Raw genomic sequence first — 16,427 nt, 5'->3', positions numbered from 1 at the left:
GTCGGGCCTTCGCGTATGTGGGGTGACTACTTGACCTGCTTGGAGATCACGCTCATCACGGCGGTGTCGGCGAGAGTGGTGGTGTCGCCGACTTCGCGACCCTCGGCGACGTCGCGCAGCAGTCGACGCATGATCTTGCCGGAGCGGGTCTTGGGCAGCTCGCCGACGATGTAGACGTCGCGCGGGCGTGCGATCGGTCCGATCTGCTGTCCCACCCAGAGCCGCAGCGTGTCGGCCAGGCCGTCCACCTGATGCGTCTTGATGTAGTTCTCCTTGATGATCACGAACGCCACAACGGCCTGGCCGGTGGTCTCGTCGTTCGCACCCACCACAGCTGCTTCCGCGGTGGCCTCGTGTGCGACGAGCGCGGACTCGATCTCAGCGGTGGACAGGCGGTGGCCGGAGACGTTCATCACGTCATCCACGCGACCGAGCAGCCAGATGTCGCCGTCCTCGTCCTTGCGCGCGCCATCGCCGGCGAAGTAGTAGCCCTTGTCGGCGAACATCTTCCAGTAGGTCTCCACGTAGCGATCCGGGTCGCCCCAGATGCCGCGCAGCATGCTCGGCCACGGCCGCGTGATCACGAGCAGCCCGCCGTTGCCGTCCTCGACCGGGTTTCCGGCCTCATCGACGATGGCGACGTCGATGCCGGGGACCGGGATCTGCGCGGATCCGGGCGTAAGCTCGGTCACACCGGGCAGCGGGCTGATCATGATCGCGCCCGTCTCGGTCTGCCACCAGGTGTCCACGATCGGGGCCGAACCGCCGCCGATGACCTCGCGGTACCACATCCACGCCTCGGGGTTGATGGGCTCGCCCACCGATCCGAGGAGGCGGATCGAGGACAGGTCGTACTGCTCGGGGATCTGGCGACCGGTCTTCATGAACGAGCGTACGGCCGTGGGTGCCGCGTACAGGATCGTGACGCCGTACTTCTGGATGATCTCCCACCAGCGGCCCGGGTGCGGCGCGTCGGGCGTTCCTTCGTACATCACCTGCGTCGCGCCGTTCGCCAGCGGACCGTAGGTCACATAGGTGTGGCCGGTGACCCAGCCGATGTCGGCGGTGCACCAGTAGACGTCGGTCTCCGGGTGCAGGTCGTGGACCACACGGTTGGTGTAGGCGGCCTGAGTGATGTAGCCCCCCGAGGTGTGCACGATGCCCTTGGGCTTACCCGTGGTGCCCGAGGTGTACAGGATGAACAGCGGCGACTCGGCGTCGAAGCCCTGCGCCTCGTGTTCGGGGTTCGCGGCTTCCACGGCCTCGTGCCACCAGATGTCGCGCTCGGCGTCCCAGGCGATCTCGTTCTCGCCGCGCTTGACCACGATCACGTGCTCCACCGTGGCCTGGGAGCCTTCGCCGTTGCGATCGGCAAGCGCCTGATCCACGGCCGGCTTCAGAGAGGAGACACGACCCTTGCGGTAGCCGCCATCGGCCGTGATGACGACCTTCGCGCCGGCGTCATCGATGCGCGAACGCAGACTGTCCACGGAGAAGCCTCCGAAGACCACCGAGTGGATCGCGCCGATGCGTGCGCACGCGAGCATCGCAGCGGTGGCCTCAGGGATCATCGGCATGTAGATCGCCACGCGGTCGCCCTGGGTGACGCCGAGGCCCTCAAGCACGTTGGCCATGCGCTTGACCGTGTCGGTGAGCTCGGCGTAGGTGACCGCACGAGAATCGCCCGGCTCGCCCTCCCACAGCAGCGCGACGCGGTCGCCGTTGCCGGCCTCGACATGACGGTCCAGGCAGTTGTAGGCGACATTCAGCTTTCCGTCGGCGAACCACTTCGCGAACGGTGGGTTGGACCAGTCGAGCACCTCCGTGAAGGGCGTGTGCCAGGTGATCAGATCGCGTGCCTGCTTCGCCCAGAAGGCTTCGCAGTCGGCGGCCTCGTCGTAGAGATCCGCCGTGGCGTTGGCCTGTGCCGTGAACTCGGCCGTCGGCGGGAATCGTCGTGATTCGTTCAACAGGTGATCGATCTGACTGCTCATGCGCATGCTCCTTTGCGATGAAATGACGAAGGCCGCTCCATCGCGGCTGTGGCGAATCTACTTCGCTCCTCGCGCCCAGACTACTGCCGGAAAGGAGTAGTGCACGGCGGTTTGTGAGGGGTCTGAACATGGCTTGTGCTCGGTGCCACCGGATGCGTAAGATCGGTGCTGGCCGATCAATAGATCCTGGCATGGGCGAGGCCGCCGCACCCCCAAGGGCGGTCATCGCGTCAGGTGGCATCCTGTTCCCCCCCACGGGATGCCACCTTCTCTCTGTCTCTCCCCAAGCGTGTTCGGCCGCGAAGTTCTTCTCGTCCCGAGCCTTCTCGCTCCAGCCTCCCCGCGGCTTGCCTACGCTCGCGGTATGGGACCTGGATTCGTCATCGCACCCGCGCCGAAGGCGCAGGAAATCGCCATCGAGGATGCTCTCGCTCCGTTTCGCGCGCAGCTGGAGGATCCGCTCGTCACCGACGTGTTCGTGAACGGCTCGCGCGGAATGTTCATCGATCGGGGCTCCGGAACCGAGCCCGTTCCCGACTGGACCGCATCCGAACGCGAGGTGCGCGAACTGGCCTCCGAGCTCATCGCGCAGGGCGGGCGGCACGTTGACGACGCACATCCGTGCGTGGATGTTCGGCTGCGCGGCGGCATCCGTGTTCACGCGGTCCTGGCGCCGATCGCGACTGCTGGCACGACGCTGTCCATCCGCATCCCGCGCTTCGCCGCGACGACTCTCGCCACCCTCGTGCAGCAGGGCATGATCGATCACAGTCTCGAGATGGTGCTGCGGGAGGCGGTGGCGCGTCGAGCGAACCTGCTGGTCAGCGGTGCCGCCGGGGTCGGCAAGACCACGCTGCTGTCGGCGCTCCTCGGTGAAGCTCCGCCGACCGAGCGGATCGTCACCATCGAAGACGTGGCGGAGATCGCGCTGGATCATCCGCATCACGTCGCACTGGAGTCTCGGCAGGCCAATCTGGAGGGCGCGGGGGAGGTCGGTCTCGCGCGACTGGTCCGCGAAGCTCTGCGGATGAAGCCTGACCGCCTGGTCATCGGTGAATGCCGTGGCGCTGAGGTGCGCGAGCTGCTGAGCGCCCTCAACACCGGGCATGACGGCGGGGCGGGCACCGTGCACGCCAACAGTCTCGCCGACGTCGCGACTCGGCTGGAGGCTCTCGGCGCGTTGGCCGGGCTTGACGAGACGACGCTCGCACGGCAAGTCACCAGCGCCATCGAGTTCGTGATCCACCTCGAGCGTGACGCCGACGGACGGCGCCGAGTCGCGGCGGTAGGCGAGTTCCGTATCGTCGACGGCCGGCTGTTCGTGGTGCCGAAGGAGGTTCCGCACATCCCTGCTCCCGCGGTGACACGTCGATCACGGCGCCGTGCGGTGGCTGCGGCAGAATCACCGGCACAGGCAGGGGCGGGGGCCCGCGATGCGACGCCCAGGTCGGAGGTGCCTGCTGCGGCCGGAGTGAGCGCCGTCGGAGGAGCCGGGGCGGACACGCATTCCGGAGCTGCGGCTCGGGCGGGTGCCGCTTCCGGCAGAGGGTTCGTTCCGCCGCGAACTCGTGTGGCCGAGGTTCGCGCGGAGCGGCCTCCACGTGCGGTCGACCCCGACGATGGTCGGCCGGCACGCGAGGCCGTGGCCCGATCGCACTACACCGCAGACGGCGACTGGCATCGTGTCGCCGCATCGAGCCGCGATTCGCTGGCGATCACCGACACGAGGCCTGCGGCCTCATCGACTTCGGCGATGTCCCACCAGACGCCGCGCCGGATCCCCGATCGCTCCGTGGGCGCGACCGAACCGGCGCTTCGCCGGCGCCGGACGACGCCGGAGGCCAGCTCCGATCCCGACAGCACAGCAGGTTCCGAGGATGCGGTCCGTGGCGTGCTGCCAACCTTCGACCAGTGGCGAGAGCGTCTCAGGATCTCGCCGCGGTCAGCCCCGGCCGGCCCTCACGACTCACCGCGAACTCGCGGCACGTCCCCGCGGGATGGTGGGTTGCAGGATGGTGGGGCGCAGGATGAGGGGTCCGGGGAGAATGGCCTCTCGGGGAACAGCGGTCGTTCGCATGAAGGCGGTAGTTCCTTCGACCGCGATTCTTCCCTCCATCGTGACTCTTCCCCCCATCGTGGGGCTTCGCTCGATCGTGGGTCGTCGTTCGATCGTGGCATCTCTCCCAACAGGAACGGGTCCGAAGACGGCGACACTCCCGATGACCGGGGGTGGAGTGAGCGGAGCATGCGGGCGCTGCGTGCGCCTCGCACTGAACCGGCGCTGACGTCGGCGGAGCTCGACGCGCAATGGGCTCGCCTTGTCGCGGGGTGGGACGCCAGCGCCACGGGCGACAGCGAGCCTGACCGCGGTGCCATCGACAACGGTGGGCCCGCCCGTGGGGCCATTGGCAACGGCGCGCCCGACCGCGGGACCATTGGCACCGGCACAACGCGCCGCGACGACACCGGCAACGGCGCGATTGGCCATCGGGCCACCGACAAGGGAACGACAGACCGTCGCGCCATCGGCAACGGCGCGATTGGTCATCGGATCACCGAGAACGACACCGCTGATAACGACACCGCGGACTACGCCGTTGCTCTACCGCGTCCGAAGGAGCACGTCGTCCCCACTCCGGCGCGTGAGCGTTACCGCAGCGGGGCGTGGACCTTCGTGCCGGCACCGTCGGTGCCCGCTACGTCTGAGAGCGCCTCCGATGCGGGGCGCTGACCGACGCCGCGCCGAACAACGTCGGGTGGTCGCGGAGACGGCGCAGCGTCTGGCGGTACTTCTGCGCGCCGGGATCGCGCCGGAACGGGCATGGCAGTTCGTCGCGGAGGTCGACGGCGGGCCGGCGGAGTCCATCGTCGCGCGCATGCGCAGCGGTCAACGTGTCGCAGACTCGGTAGAGCAGGAGGGCGAGCACTGGCGTGCCGTCGCCGGTGCGTGGCGGATCGCCGCCGAGGTAGGTGCTCCGCTCGCTGAGAGCCTGCGCGCCATCGCCGGGGCCGCGCGCGACGCGGCTGAGGCGGCGGACGATGTCGCCATCGCTCTCGCTGAACCAGCGATGACCGCCCGCCTGATGAGCTGGTTGCCTGCCGCGGGTCTCGTCCTCGGCGGTGCGCTGGGTTTCGACATCCTCGGGGTGGTCGTCGGCACTCCGTTCGGTGCTGCCAGCGTGATCGGCGGTGCCGGCATGATGCTCCTCGGCCGCTGGTGGTCCGCTCGTCTGATCCGATCGGCGTCGCGGCGAACAGACATGCCCGGGCTGCGCGCGGAGCTCACCGCGATTGCCCTCTCCGGGGGAGCGTCGGCTTCTCGCGCCTCCGCCCTCGTCGAAGACGCTGATCCGGGCGGCGACCAGAGCACCACGACGCGGGTCCTGGAGCTGTCCCGGGTCGCGGGCGTCCCCGCGGCCGAGTTGCTCCGAGCCGCGGCAGCGGATGATCGCCAGAGCGCACGCACCCGCGGGCGACTCGCCGCCGCACAACTGGGCAGTCGGCTGCTGCTCCCGCTCGGGGCGTGCACTCTGCCGGCCTTCTTCCTGCTCGGCGTCGCGCCGATGATCCTCAGCGTGCTTGCCTCAACGCCGGTGGTGTGGTGATGATCCGCATCGCTCCCCCGTCCTCCCGAACCCGGATCGGCTCGCTGATTCCGTCCCCGACGTGCCCTGCCCGCAAACCGTGCCCATGAACAGGAGAAGAGATGAACACCTTGACCAGTGCAGCGACCCGGAGGCGCTCGCGTGCGCAGATCGCAGCAGCCGTCCAGCGCGGTGCTCTGCCATCGATCAGATCGGGAACGGGCCCCACCCGATTGCTCGCCTCGCTGAGCGACGAGAGCGGTGCGGCGACCGCGGAATATGCCATCGCGACCATGGCGGCGGTGGCGTTTGCCGGGATGTTGGTTGTCATCATGAGATCCGACGAGGTGCGGGGCATCCTCACCGACCTGGTCCACCGCGCACTCTCGGTGCCGTGATCCGTCGTGCCGTGGTCTCGTTCACGAGGGGAGCGCGGCGCGACGAACGGGGCGGCGTCGCGGCGGAGTTCGCCGTGACGCTGCCCGCCGTGCTGCTGGTGCTGGCACTCGCTGTCGGCGCAGTCTCGGCGCAAGGACAACGAGTGCTTCTCCAAGACGCCGTGGCTGACGCCGCCCGCCTGCTCGCCCGTGGCGAAGACGGTGGGAGAGCATCGGCAGCGGTTACGGCCGCTGTGCCCGGAGCACAGGTCGGCTCAGGCACCGAGGGCGACCTCGTGTGCGTGAGCGCTTCTGCGCCCATGCCCTTGTTCGGTGAAGCGACCATCACCATCTCGGCCCGCGCATGCGCGCTGTCGGGCGGTCTGTGACAGAGGCACGTGTCCACCACGTCGCTCCCCATCGATGAGCCAGAGAGAAAGGAAGGACGAATGTCCGGTGTGGCAACGGCCGTCAGCGTCTTGGTCGCCACCTGCACGTTTCTGACGGGCGCCGTCATCGTCGGCGAGGCAGGGGTGCTCTCCCAGCGCGCGGCTGCTGCCGCGGACGCCGCCGCGCTCGCGGCCGCTGATGCGGTCACCGGGGTGATTCCCGGTGACCCCTGCGTCCGGGCCGGCGACGTCGCTGCGGCCAACGGCGCTGTCGTGGACTGGTGCGCTGTGAGCGGTGCCGTCGCGACCGTGGTGGTGCATGCGAACCGAGGCATTCTCACCGCCGCTGCGCGTGCTCGTGCCGGGCCGCCTGGATGACGCGTGCTCGTGCCGGGCCGCCTGGATGAGAGGCACCGCGGGCGCACGCACAGCCAAATGGACGCTGGGTCATGAGCCCAGCCGCTAGCACGACCTGCGCGCGTGGTCGTCGGTCGGCCCTAGGGTTATCGGCCCTCTGCCAGCCGACGACCACACGCTCAGGCTGGTCGAACCCGCCACCGAGCGTGGCGCGGTGAACGTGACAACCGGGGCGGGCGCCAGCTCGACGGAGGGAACGCGTGAGCCGCATCGCTCGATTGACGTTGCGCCCGAGGCGCTAGTTCCGCTCGGCTGAGACGTGCCCGGGAGGCGTGCACCGAACCATCATGAACAGGCCGTAGGCTGGTTGATCAGCCCCCGATCATCGCGCCCACCGCGCCCCGATCCGGCTCCCGACCCGCAGATGGAGCTCCCTCCACCGCGGGACCCGATCATGTGCGTCACAGCCACCGCCGCGAAAACGGCGTGTATGGTGTGCTGTCGAAGGAAGGACGCTCCGTGGCAAACGGCAAGAAGCTCGTCATCGTCGAGTCTCCGACGAAGATGCGGTCCATCCAGGGCTACCTGGGTGACGACTACGAGGTGCTGTCCTCAGTGGGGCACATCCGTGACCTCGCCGACAAGAAGAGCATCCCCGCTGACAAGAAGGCGGCGTACGGGAAGTACTCCATCGACGTCGACAACGACTTCGATCCGTTCTACGTGGTCTCGGAGCGCAAGACGAAGACCGTCAGCGAACTCAAGCGAGCTCTGAAGAATGCCGACGAGCTCCTGCTCGCCACCGATGAAGACCGCGAGGGCGAGGCCATCGCGTGGCACCTTCTGGAGACCCTGAAGCCCAAGGTTCCCGTCAAGCGCATGGTCTTCCACGAGATCACGAAGGACGCGATCCAGGCCGCCGTGGGTAACACCCGCGAGCTGGACACCGCACTGGTCGATGCCCAGGAGACTCGCCGCATCCTCGACCGTCTCTACGGCTGGGACGTCAGCCCCGTCCTCTGGTACAAGGTTCAGCCCGGCCTGTCCGCCGGCCGGGTGCAGTCCGCCGCCACGCGAATGGTCGTTGACCGTGAGCGTGAGCGCATGGCGTTCGTCTCGGCTGCGTACTGGGACGTGGAGGCGGAAGCCTCGGCCTCCGGTGCCGCCTTCGGCATCCGCCTCGTCCGCCTCGACGGCGCGCCCCTCGCGCGCGGTGCCGACTTCGATGACAAGGGTGAGCTGAAGAAGGCCGTCGTCGTTCTCGACGAAGCCGCCGCCACTGCGCTGGCCGCCGCCGTCACGACGACCGGTACGGGCGAAGTCACCAAGGTCGAGGCCAAGCCCGGCACCCGCAGCCCGTATGCTCCGTTCACCACGTCCACCCTCCAGCAGGAGGCCGGACGCAAGCTCTCGATGACGGCGAAGATCGCGATGTCCACCGCGCAGCGTCTCTACGAGAAGGGGTACATCACCTATATGCGTACCGACTCGGTCGCGCTGAGCTCGCAGGCGATCACCGCCGCACGCGAGCAGGCCGTGTCGCTGTATGGCGAGAAGGCCGTGCCGCTGAAGCCCCGCCTCTACAAGTCGAAGTCCAAGAACGCTCAGGAGGCCCACGAGGCCATCCGTCCGTCGGGTGAGCACTTCCGCACCCCGGCGTCGGTGTCGTCCGCTCTGGATCGTGACGAGCTGCGCCTCTACGACCTCATCTGGAAGCGCACGGTCGCCAGCCAGATGTCCGACGCGAAGTTCGAGACCACCACGGTCACCATTGCCGTCGACGCCGCTGGGCAGTCCGCAGAGTTCACTGCGTCGGGCACCGTGTACACGTTCAAGGGCTTCCTTGAGGCGTACGAGGAGGGCAAGGACGAGCGTCGCCGCGACTCTGACGCCTCAGCCGACCAGTCCCTTCCCGCGCTCGCTGTCGGCTCGTCCGTCGGCGTCTCCGACGTTCAGGCGAAGGACCACCGCACCACCCCCAAGCCCCGCTACACCGAGGCGTCGCTGGTGAAGGCACTCGAAGAGCGCGGCATCGGTCGTCCGTCGACGTTCGCCAGCATCATTGACACGATCATCGATCGCGGTTACGTGAGCAAGCGCGGCCAGGCCCTCGTGCCCAGCTGGATGGCATTCAGCGTGGTCCGCCTGCTGGAGGAGAACTTCTCCGAGCTGGTGGATTACGACTTCACCGCCGCGCTCGAGGATGACCTCGACGCGATCGCCCGCGGCGAGCAGCACCGTGCCGACTGGCTGAAGGAATTCTACTTCGGCTCGGACGATCACACCGGGCTCCGCAACATCGTCGACAACGTCGGCGAGATCGACGCGCGCGCCCTCAACGCCACCCGCATCACCGACAACGCCACGCTGCGTTTCGGTCGGTACGGACCGTACCTGGAGGTGGCGGATCCGTCGGCCCCTGATGCGAAGCCGCGTATCGTCAACATCCCGGAAGACCTCGCGCCGGACGAGCTCACGGCCGCCAAGGCTCAGGAACTCATCGACGCACCGGTCGCGGGTGACCGGGTGCTCGGGGAGAACTCCAGCAACGGCAAGCTGATCGTCGTCAAGGACGGCCGATTCGGTCCGTACGTGCAGGAGATCGATCCGCCGTCGGATGAGGACGTCAACGAGGAGACCGGAGAGGTCGAGGAGAAGCCCAAGCGCCGCACCAAGAAGGTGGAGGAGCCGAAGCCGCGCACCGCGTCGCTCTTCAAGTCGATGTCGGTGGACACCCTCGATCTCGCCACGGCGTTGCAGCTTCTCGACCTGCCGCGCGTGGTGGGCGTCGACCCCGCCACGGAGGAGGAGATCACCGCCCAGAACGGCCGATTCGGGCCGTACCTGAAGAAGGGGACCGACTCCCGCTCCCTGCCGACGGAGTCTCAGATCTTCGACATCACCCTCCCCGAGGCGCTGGAGCTCTACGCACAGCCGAAGTACGGTGCTCGCCGCGCGAGCAGTGCGCTCAAGGAGTTCGAGGCCGACCCCGTCAGCGGCAAGCCCATCCGGATCCGGGATGGGCGCTTCGGTGCGTACGTCACCGACGGTGAGACCAACGTGACGATCCCGCGAGGCCAGACGCCCGACGACGTCACGTTCGAGATCGCGGTGCAGATGCTCGCCGACAAGCGCGCCAAGGGGCCGGCCCCGAAGCGCAAGACGGCGGCCAAGAAGACCACGACCACTGCGGCGAAGAAGACGACTGCCGCGGCGAAGAAGACGACCACCGCACGGACGACGGCGACGAAGACGACGGCGACGAAGACGACGGCGACGAAGTCCGCCGCCGCCAAGTCCACCGCCGCCAAGAAGCCGGCCACGACCCGCAAGCCTGCCGCGAAGAAGACGACGGACGCCGCGGAGTGAGTACGCCGCACGGCCTCTGGATCACGGTCGAGGGCGGAGACGGGTCTGGGAAGACCACGCAGTCCGAGTTGCTGACTGCGTGGCTTGAGGAGCAGAGCCGCACGGTCGTGCGCACCCGCGAGCCGGGCGGCACCGAGGTCGGGCAGCTCATCCGCGACATCGTGCTGCACCATCGCGGCGACATCGTGCCGCGCGCCGAGGCGCTGCTGTACGCGGCCGATCGCGCCCACCACGTGGCCACTGTCGTGCGTCCGGCGCTGGAGCGCGGTGACGTCGTGCTGCAGGATCGGTACCTGGACTCGTCGGTCGCGTATCAGGGGGCCGGGCGGGTGCTGGATGCTGACGAGGTTCGCAACCTCTCGCTGTGGGCGACCGACGGTGCGCTGCCCGATCTGACGATCCTGCTCGATATCGACGAATCCACCGCCCGCACGCGTCTGAACGCGGCGGACAAGCCGTTCGACCGACTCGAGGCAGAGGGCGACAGTTTCCACGCGCGCGTGCGCGCCGCCTACCTGGCACTCGCGGAGGCCGAACCGGGGCGCTTCCTCATCGTGGACGCCGCCGGCTCGGTCGACGAGATCGCCGACCGGATCCGCGCAGCGGTCGTCGCCCGCCTGCACTGACCACACAGGCAGTGGGGGAGGCCCCCGCTAGGCTGAATCCATGCACACGGCGACCACCCCCGACACCCGGGATCTTCCCTGGGGGGATGTCTGGGGGCAGGACGACGCTGTCGAAACGCTGCGCTCCGCCGCCGCCGATCCTGCGAGCATGACGCATGCCTGGCTCATCACGGGTCCTCCTGGTTCCGGGCGCTCCACACTTGCCTACGCTTTTGCGGCGTCGTTGATCGCCCCTCCGGGAGATGAGCAGGCGATGCGTCAGGTCATGGCGCGCACGCATCCCGACCTCTCCGCGCTGCGCACCGAGGGCGTGATCATCTCCATCAAAGACGCGCGCGCCCTGGTCGAGCGCAGCTATCTGTCGCCGTCCGCCGGTCGCCATCGCGTGATCGTCGTCGAGGATGCCGACCGCATGACCGAGCGAACGTCCAACGTGCTGCTCAAGGCGCTCGAGGAGCCGCCGGACGAGACGGTCTGGGTGCTGTGCGCCCCGTCGGAGGCGGATCTGCTGCCCACGATCCGCTCCCGCGTCCGCACGCTGCGTCTGCGTGAGCCGGAGGTCGCCGACGTCGCTCGCCTCATCCAGGCTCGCACGGGTGTGTCGGCCGAGATCGCCGAGCAGTCCGCGCGGCACGCGCAGCGCCACATCGGCATGGCTCAGCGCCTCGCGACGGACGAAGCCTCGCGTCGACGTCGTGACGCCACGCTGCGCGGCGTGCTGGCGGTGCGATCCATCGGTGACGTGATCGAGGTGGCGGGCCAGATCGTGCAGGCTGCCACGGAAGATGCGAAGGCGCTGACGGCCGCGCGCGATGAGGCGGAGCGGGCCTCCTTGCTGCGCACCGTCGGCATCGTCGAGGGAGCGGCCATCCCTCCCGCCGTGCGATCCCAGCTGAACGCGCTCGAGGATGACCAGAAGCGTCGCGCCACCCGCAGTCTGCGCGATGGCCTGGACCGTGTGCTCACTGATATGCAGTCCCTGTTCCGTGACATCGCCATGATGCAGTTCGGGCGCACGGACGGACTGATCAACGTGGAACTGGCGGCGGATGCGCGCGCCCGCACGGAGCAGTGGACGCCACAGCGCACTCTCACCGTGCTGGATGCGATCACGGCCACTCGTGAGGCGCTCCAGCAGAATGCCGCGCCTGTGCTCGCGATCGAGAGTCTGCTCATCACGGTCGGAACTGGAAGGACACCATGAAGACCACGCTGCTGCGACGGGGGATGGCTGCGCTCGCGCTGCTGGTCACGGCTTCGCTTACCCTCAGCGCCTGTCTCTACTCGCAGATCCCGAAGGGCGCGGGCGAGATCTATCAGAACGTTCCCGCCTCCACGGAGGGCGTCCCGGAGAACCTCGTCCGCTTCTACACGCAGGAGCTGGACTGGAAGATCTGCAACACCACCTTCCAGTGCACCACGGTGGAGGTGCCGCTCGACTACGAGCACCCCGAGGAGCGCAGTATCGAGCTCGCGGTGATCCGCAGCGTCGCACTGGGCAAGCGCCAGGGATCCCTCCTCACGAATCCCGGTGGTCCGGGTGCCAGCGGTGTCGGACTCATCCGCGATTCGCTGAGCTTCGCTGTCGGCAAGCCGCTGCGCGAGCACTTTGACGTCATCGGCTTCGATCCCCGTGGTGTGGGGGAGTCGACGGCTGTGACGTGCCTCGACGGTGACGAGAAGGACGCCATGCTCTACGATCCGTATGCCGGCGCGCTGGGCAGCGAGGAACGACGCACCGAGATGGATGCCCGCGGCACGACGTTTGCGGAGGCCTGCGCCGCGAACTCGGACGGGATCCTGCCGTTCATCACCACGGTGAACGCCGCGAACGATCTCGACATCCTCCGTGGCGTCCTGGGGGACGAGCAGTTGAACTATCTCGGATACTCCTACGGCACCTTCCTCGGAGCCAGCTACGCGCAGCAGTTCCCGCAGCGAGCGGGACGACTGGTGCTCGACGGCGCGATCGATCCGAGCGTCTCGGGAACGGATGTGGGGCTCACGCAGGCGGCGGGGTTCGAGTCCGCGCTGCGTGCCTACATGTCCGACTGCGTCACCACGCGGGACTGCCCGTTCTCGGGCGACGTGGATCAGGCGCTCACTGATCTGTCCACGCTGATGCACGCGGTCGATGCGTCTCCGCTGCCCACGAAGGACAAGCGCGTCCTCGATGGAAACACGCTCATGACGGCGATCTCCGCGGCGATGTACAACCGGGACAACTGGAGCTACCTGTCGCAGGCGCTGTCCGGCGCGCTCGAGGGTGACGGCACCATCGCGATGTCGCTGGCGGACTTTTACAACGGCCGCGTGGGTCCCGGCGAGTACGAGGACAATTCGACGGAAGCGTTCACCGCGTACAACTGCATGGATTACCCGGATGAGGGCGATACCGACTCTGCAGCCGCCGAGGAGCGCCTGCGGGCCGAGGCACCCACGATCGCTGACTTCTGGGACGGTCCCAACTCCTGCGCGTCGTGGCCCGTCCCGGCGACCGGCGTGCGTGCCCCGATCGTTGCCGAGGGCACCGGTCCTATCGTGGTGGTCGGCACCACCAACGACCCGGCCACGCCGTATCAGTGGTCCGTGAACCTCGCGGATCAGCTGGCGCAGGGCGTCCTGATCACCCGCGTAGGTGAGGGGCACACCGGTTACGGCAAGGGCAGCAACTGCGTCGACGACGCCGTCGAGGGCTACCTGATCGACGGCACCGCGCCGGAAGACGGACTGCGCTGCGAGTGAACCGGCTCGCCCGGAAGCTGACCGGTTTCAGAGCACAGCGGCACATGCTGTAAGCTGATCCACGGCCCGCCGCTTTAGCTCAGTCGGCAGAGCGAGTCACTCGTAATGACTAGGTCGTCGGTTCGATTCCGACAAGCGGCTCCATAGAAAACCCCCGGTTCGCCGGGGGTTTTCGAGTTTCCCGATGCTCTGTCACCTGGCCGAGCTTCGCCCTGTGAGCCGGACGTGCTTCCCTGCGGAAACACGTAGGCTCGCTCTATGGCTCGAGCACTTCTGATCGTGGACATCCAGAACGACTTCACGGAGGGTGGCGCCCTCCCCGTCGCCGGAGGTGATGCCGTGGCAGCGGGCGTCACAGCCTTCCTGGCTGAGCATGCCGGTGAGTACGAGCGCATTGTGGCATCCCGCGACTGGCATGACGCGGACGGAGACAACGGCGGCCATTTCGCCACCGGCACCCCCGATTTCGTGGACACCTGGCCGGTGCACTGCGTGGCCGGCACGCCGGGCGCGGACTACGACCCGCTGCTGGATACGACCGCCATCACGGACCACGTGCGGAAGGGTCAGGGCGTCCCGGCCTACTCGATGTTCCAAGGAGCGACCGAGGATGGCATCGGCACGGCGGCCCTGCTCGCTTCGTATGGTGTGACGGAGGTCGATGTGGTGGGGATCGCCACCGATCACTGCGTCCGCGCCTCCGCGCTGGATGCCGTACACGCCGGATTCGAGGTGCGCGTCCTCACCGACCTGATCGCTGGCGTGGCGCAGGAGTCGAGCGCGCGCGCGTTGAGCGAACTCGCCGCTGCCGGGGCTGATCTGGAGCCTTCGGAGATCGTCACGACCGTGCGCCAGGTGCGGGCGGACGAATGGATGCGGGTCAAGGAGCTGCGTCTGCGCGCGCTCGCCGATCCGGATGCGGACATCGCGTTCCTCAGCACAGTCGAAGCATCCAGCGCGGAGCCGGATTCGTTCTGGCAGGACCGCGCGGAGAATGCGGCGGAGGGCAGTTCGACTGCCGCCCAGTTCATCGCAGAGCGCGCGGGGGAGTGGATCGGCACAGCCACGGTGCTGATCCAGCAGGCGGGATCCGTCAACGAGTTCGGCGTGCTTCGTCCGGTGGACCGCGCCATCATCGTCGGCGTCTTCGTGGACCCTGCGGCTCGCGGGGACGGTGTGATCGACGACCTCCTGACCATCTGCGGCGCGTGGGCGCGCGCGGAGGGACTGTCGGAGATCTTCCTGGATGTCCACGTCGATAACCTGCGTGCGCAGGCCGCGTACCGTCGCGCGGGGTTCGTTGCGACCGGGGTTCACTTCACGGCGTCGATCGGCGACGAGATCGAGATGTCGCGCCGGCTGTAGGTCAGCGGTGGTGCGTCGGGCGGCGTCCGCGGTGAGGATCCAACACGGACACCGCGATCCGGTCGGCGAGCCAGATCAGGAAGCCGATGACGGCCACGGCAGTCAATCCGCCGACGGAGAGCAGGATCGCGACCGCTGAGACCAGTGCTGTCTCGATCGCGAGCCGCGCCGCCTCGGGAAGCGGGTACTCTGCTTTCGGCGAGAGGAACAACGCCCACACCACCGCGACGACGACCACCGCGGCGATCCCGCTCGCCCACTGCCACCCGCCGGTGGTGAGTCGCCACGCGGCCGCGAACGCGCCGATGAGGAGCGCGAGCTCCATCACGAAGCGCACGATCAACGCGACGCGTCGGGCAGAGCCGCCACGGACCCAACCGGCCGGGTCTTCGGTCATGGAATCACCGTATCGGTGCTGTGCGCTACGGCGCACATTGACGGCGTCAGTCTCAGGCTGAGCCACTGCCCCGGCCACGCGATGTCGTCACGACGGACGGGACCTAGCTACGCAGCCCTCTCCTGGACGGAGGAGGCACAGTGAACGATTCGAGGAATGCGCTGCAGAAGCGTAGGCATGGGGTCTGCACGGTTGGCATTCGTCGACACGGTCGAGCCCGTCCGACTCCCTGCGCGAACGTGCAGCTTTCGGCTCAGCCGAAGGAGCTCAGATAGGCGGCTTCGTCCTCTGTGATCTTGAGGTCGTGTCCTGGGAGCACATTATCAAGAGTGAGTCCTGGCGCGACGCCGCCGAGCTCGGGCCAAACGAGGATCGGCTTGTCAGGTGAACCGAGCTGGAAAACGAGACCGGCGGGATGAGCCGACCCGTACAACGGTTGTCCGGCCGGGATTCCCTCGACGCCGCCGGGTTCGCCGCCGTCCCTTTCTGGAGCGTTGATCTGCCAGCCGTACAGAGCTACGGGACGCTCCGGCTGACGGCCTCGATGCCCGCGGGTGCAATGAGAGCGACATAGAGCACGCCATCAGACTGCTTCGGCAAGTCGCCAAATTGGACGGTTACATTCTCGATGCTGGCGATGACGGGTCTCACGACGACACCATTGGTTCGCGCGACGTAAGTCCCTTCGGTGTAGCCGCGAATCGTGCCTGTGATGGCGATGTCCGACCGTTGGAGTATCTCGTTCGTGTTGGTCACGGGTTCGGCATCGGGGCCCAGCACACCCCAATCGCCGAGAATCTCCGATGACATCGCGACCGTCTCTGGCGATGGAGGAGGGGCCGCATTCCCGCTATCTTGAGGAGACGCGCATGACACCAGTGACAATGCCAGAATGATCGATGCGAGGGCCGGGCAAACGGGGCGGATTGGGTGACGTTGCCGCAAACGGGCGGCTGAAATCCCACGGGGAGAGCCCGTGGCGTTGTTGCCCAACATGGTTAGTACTTTCGATTGATCAGTGAAACTTCAGTGGCGTGGTAGCTCGTCAAAGTCGAAGACCCGCTCACCATGCAACTGTAGGCAGTCCCCGAGTAGTGCCAGAGGCCGGTGAAATGTCCGATCTCGTGGCACATCGTCTTACTCGCCTGCGCTCCGCTCACGATGTCGGCGTTGATCACCATTGAGCCTTGATCGCAACGAGAATGTCCCCAGCCGGTCAGGCGA

At 67.6% G+C, this 16,427-nt stretch carries 13 protein-coding genes, 1 tRNA gene and 1 pseudogene; 12 read left to right on the top strand and 3 right to left on the bottom strand.

The window, feature by feature from the left end; translation table 11 throughout:
• Window positions 1-26: 26 nt before the first annotated feature.
• Window positions 27-1,994: an acetate--CoA ligase gene (gene acs, locus ACI3KU_RS01575; protein WP_404920528.1), complete on the bottom strand. Its 1,968-nt coding sequence runs from the start codon at window positions 1,992-1,994 to the stop codon at window positions 27-29.
• A 364-nt stretch (window positions 1,995-2,358) separates the two neighbouring features.
• On the opposite strand from acs, the gene ACI3KU_RS01570 reads away from it, so the two are divergent.
• The 12 genes and pseudogenes from ACI3KU_RS01570 to ACI3KU_RS01515 all read left to right on the top strand — a co-directional run bounded on the left by ACI3KU_RS01570 (window position 2,359) and on the right by ACI3KU_RS01515 (window position 14,806).
• Complete coding sequence (locus tag ACI3KU_RS01570; protein ID WP_404920527.1) at window positions 2,359-4,725, top strand: TadA family conjugal transfer-associated ATPase; 2,367 nt, start codon at window positions 2,359-2,361, stop codon at window positions 4,723-4,725.
• 25 nt (window positions 4,726-4,750) lie between these two features.
• Complete coding sequence (locus ACI3KU_RS01565) at window positions 4,751-5,599, top strand: type II secretion system F family protein (RefSeq protein WP_404920526.1); 849 nt, start codon at window positions 4,751-4,753, stop codon at window positions 5,597-5,599.
• A gap of 185 nt (window positions 5,600-5,784) precedes the next feature.
• Entirely contained in the window at window positions 5,785-5,976 is a 192-nt protein-coding gene (locus ACI3KU_RS01560) for a DUF4244 domain-containing protein (protein WP_404920647.1), read from the top strand.
• The gene (locus ACI3KU_RS01555; protein ID WP_404920525.1) at window positions 5,973-6,344 is read left to right on the top strand and encodes a TadE/TadG family type IV pilus assembly protein; all 372 of its coding nucleotides are present in this window, start codon (window positions 5,973-5,975) and stop codon (window positions 6,342-6,344) included. The genes ACI3KU_RS01560 and ACI3KU_RS01555 overlap by 4 nt, the downstream gene beginning before the upstream one ends.
• A gap of 60 nt (window positions 6,345-6,404) precedes the next feature.
• The gene (locus ACI3KU_RS01550; RefSeq protein WP_404920524.1) at window positions 6,405-6,722 is read left to right on the top strand and encodes an Rv3654c family TadE-like protein; all 318 of its coding nucleotides are present in this window, start codon (window positions 6,405-6,407) and stop codon (window positions 6,720-6,722) included.
• Between the two features lie 498 nt (window positions 6,723-7,220).
• Complete coding sequence (topA, locus tag ACI3KU_RS01545; RefSeq protein WP_404920523.1) at window positions 7,221-10,070, top strand: type I DNA topoisomerase; 2,850 nt, start codon at window positions 7,221-7,223, stop codon at window positions 10,068-10,070.
• Complete coding sequence (tmk, locus tag ACI3KU_RS01540) at window positions 10,067-10,696, top strand: dTMP kinase (RefSeq protein WP_404920522.1); 630 nt, start codon at window positions 10,067-10,069, stop codon at window positions 10,694-10,696. Before topA ends, tmk begins: the two co-directional genes overlap by 4 nt.
• A gap of 40 nt (window positions 10,697-10,736) precedes the next feature.
• Window positions 10,737-11,900 carry a DNA polymerase III subunit delta' gene (locus ACI3KU_RS01535; protein WP_404920521.1) on the top strand — a complete coding sequence of 388 codons (1,164 nt, stop codon included), beginning with the start codon at window positions 10,737-10,739 and terminating at the stop codon, window positions 11,898-11,900.
• On the top strand, window positions 11,897-13,441 hold the full coding sequence (locus tag ACI3KU_RS01530; protein ID WP_404920520.1) for an alpha/beta hydrolase: 1,545 nt from the start codon (window positions 11,897-11,899) through the stop codon (window positions 13,439-13,441). The genes ACI3KU_RS01535 and ACI3KU_RS01530 overlap by 4 nt, the downstream gene beginning before the upstream one ends.
• A gap of 68 nt (window positions 13,442-13,509) precedes the next feature.
• Window positions 13,510-13,585, top strand: a tRNA-Thr gene (locus ACI3KU_RS01525).
• A gap of 114 nt (window positions 13,586-13,699) precedes the next feature.
• A pseudogene (locus ACI3KU_RS01520) lies at window positions 13,700-14,263 on the top strand (isochorismatase family protein); the annotation flags it as partial.
• 51 nt (window positions 14,264-14,314) lie between these two features.
• The gene (locus ACI3KU_RS01515; protein ID WP_404920646.1) at window positions 14,315-14,806 is read left to right on the top strand and encodes a GNAT family N-acetyltransferase; all 492 of its coding nucleotides are present in this window, start codon (window positions 14,315-14,317) and stop codon (window positions 14,804-14,806) included.
• Between the two features lies 1 nt (window position 14,807).
• On the opposite strand, the gene ACI3KU_RS01510 is transcribed toward ACI3KU_RS01515, so the two are convergent.
• Together ACI3KU_RS01510 and ACI3KU_RS01505 are read right to left on the bottom strand one after the other, a co-directional pair.
• Window positions 14,808-15,203 carry a YrdB family protein gene (locus tag ACI3KU_RS01510; RefSeq protein WP_404920519.1) on the bottom strand — a complete coding sequence of 132 codons (396 nt, stop codon included), beginning with the start codon at window positions 15,201-15,203 and terminating at the stop codon, window positions 14,808-14,810.
• Window positions 15,204-15,719: 516 nt separating this feature from the next.
• Window positions 15,720-16,013: a hypothetical protein gene (locus tag ACI3KU_RS01505; RefSeq protein WP_404920518.1), complete on the bottom strand. Its 294-nt coding sequence runs from the start codon at window positions 16,011-16,013 to the stop codon at window positions 15,720-15,722.
• Window positions 16,014-16,427 lie beyond the last annotated feature (414 nt).

This window comes from Microbacterium sp. ZW T5_56 (genome assembly GCF_044987425.1).
In the GTDB taxonomy this organism is placed as follows: Bacteria; Actinomycetota; Actinomycetes; order Actinomycetales; family Microbacteriaceae; genus Microbacterium.
This window is presented reverse-complemented; position numbering and strand designations above follow the sequence as displayed.

Coding starts and splice junctions, on each gene's coding strand:
- acs (WP_404920528.1), bottom strand. CDS start 1,994: ATGAGCAGTCAGATCGATCACCTGTTGAACGAATCACGACGATTCCCG.
- ACI3KU_RS01505 (WP_404920518.1), bottom strand. CDS start 16,013: ATGTCATCGGAGATTCTCGGCGATTGGGGTGTGCTGGGCCCCGATGCC.
- ACI3KU_RS01570 (WP_404920527.1), top strand. CDS start 2,359: ATGGGACCTGGATTCGTCATCGCACCCGCGCCGAAGGCGCAGGAAATC.
- ACI3KU_RS01530 (WP_404920520.1), top strand. CDS start 11,897: ATGAAGACCACGCTGCTGCGACGGGGGATGGCTGCGCTCGCGCTGCTG.
- ACI3KU_RS01535 (WP_404920521.1), top strand. CDS start 10,737: ATGCACACGGCGACCACCCCCGACACCCGGGATCTTCCCTGGGGGGAT.
- ACI3KU_RS01515 (WP_404920646.1), top strand. CDS start 14,315: ATGCGGGTCAAGGAGCTGCGTCTGCGCGCGCTCGCCGATCCGGATGCG.
- ACI3KU_RS01510 (WP_404920519.1), bottom strand. CDS start 15,203: ATGACCGAAGACCCGGCCGGTTGGGTCCGTGGCGGCTCTGCCCGACGC.
- ACI3KU_RS01550 (WP_404920524.1), top strand. CDS start 6,405: ATGTCCGGTGTGGCAACGGCCGTCAGCGTCTTGGTCGCCACCTGCACG.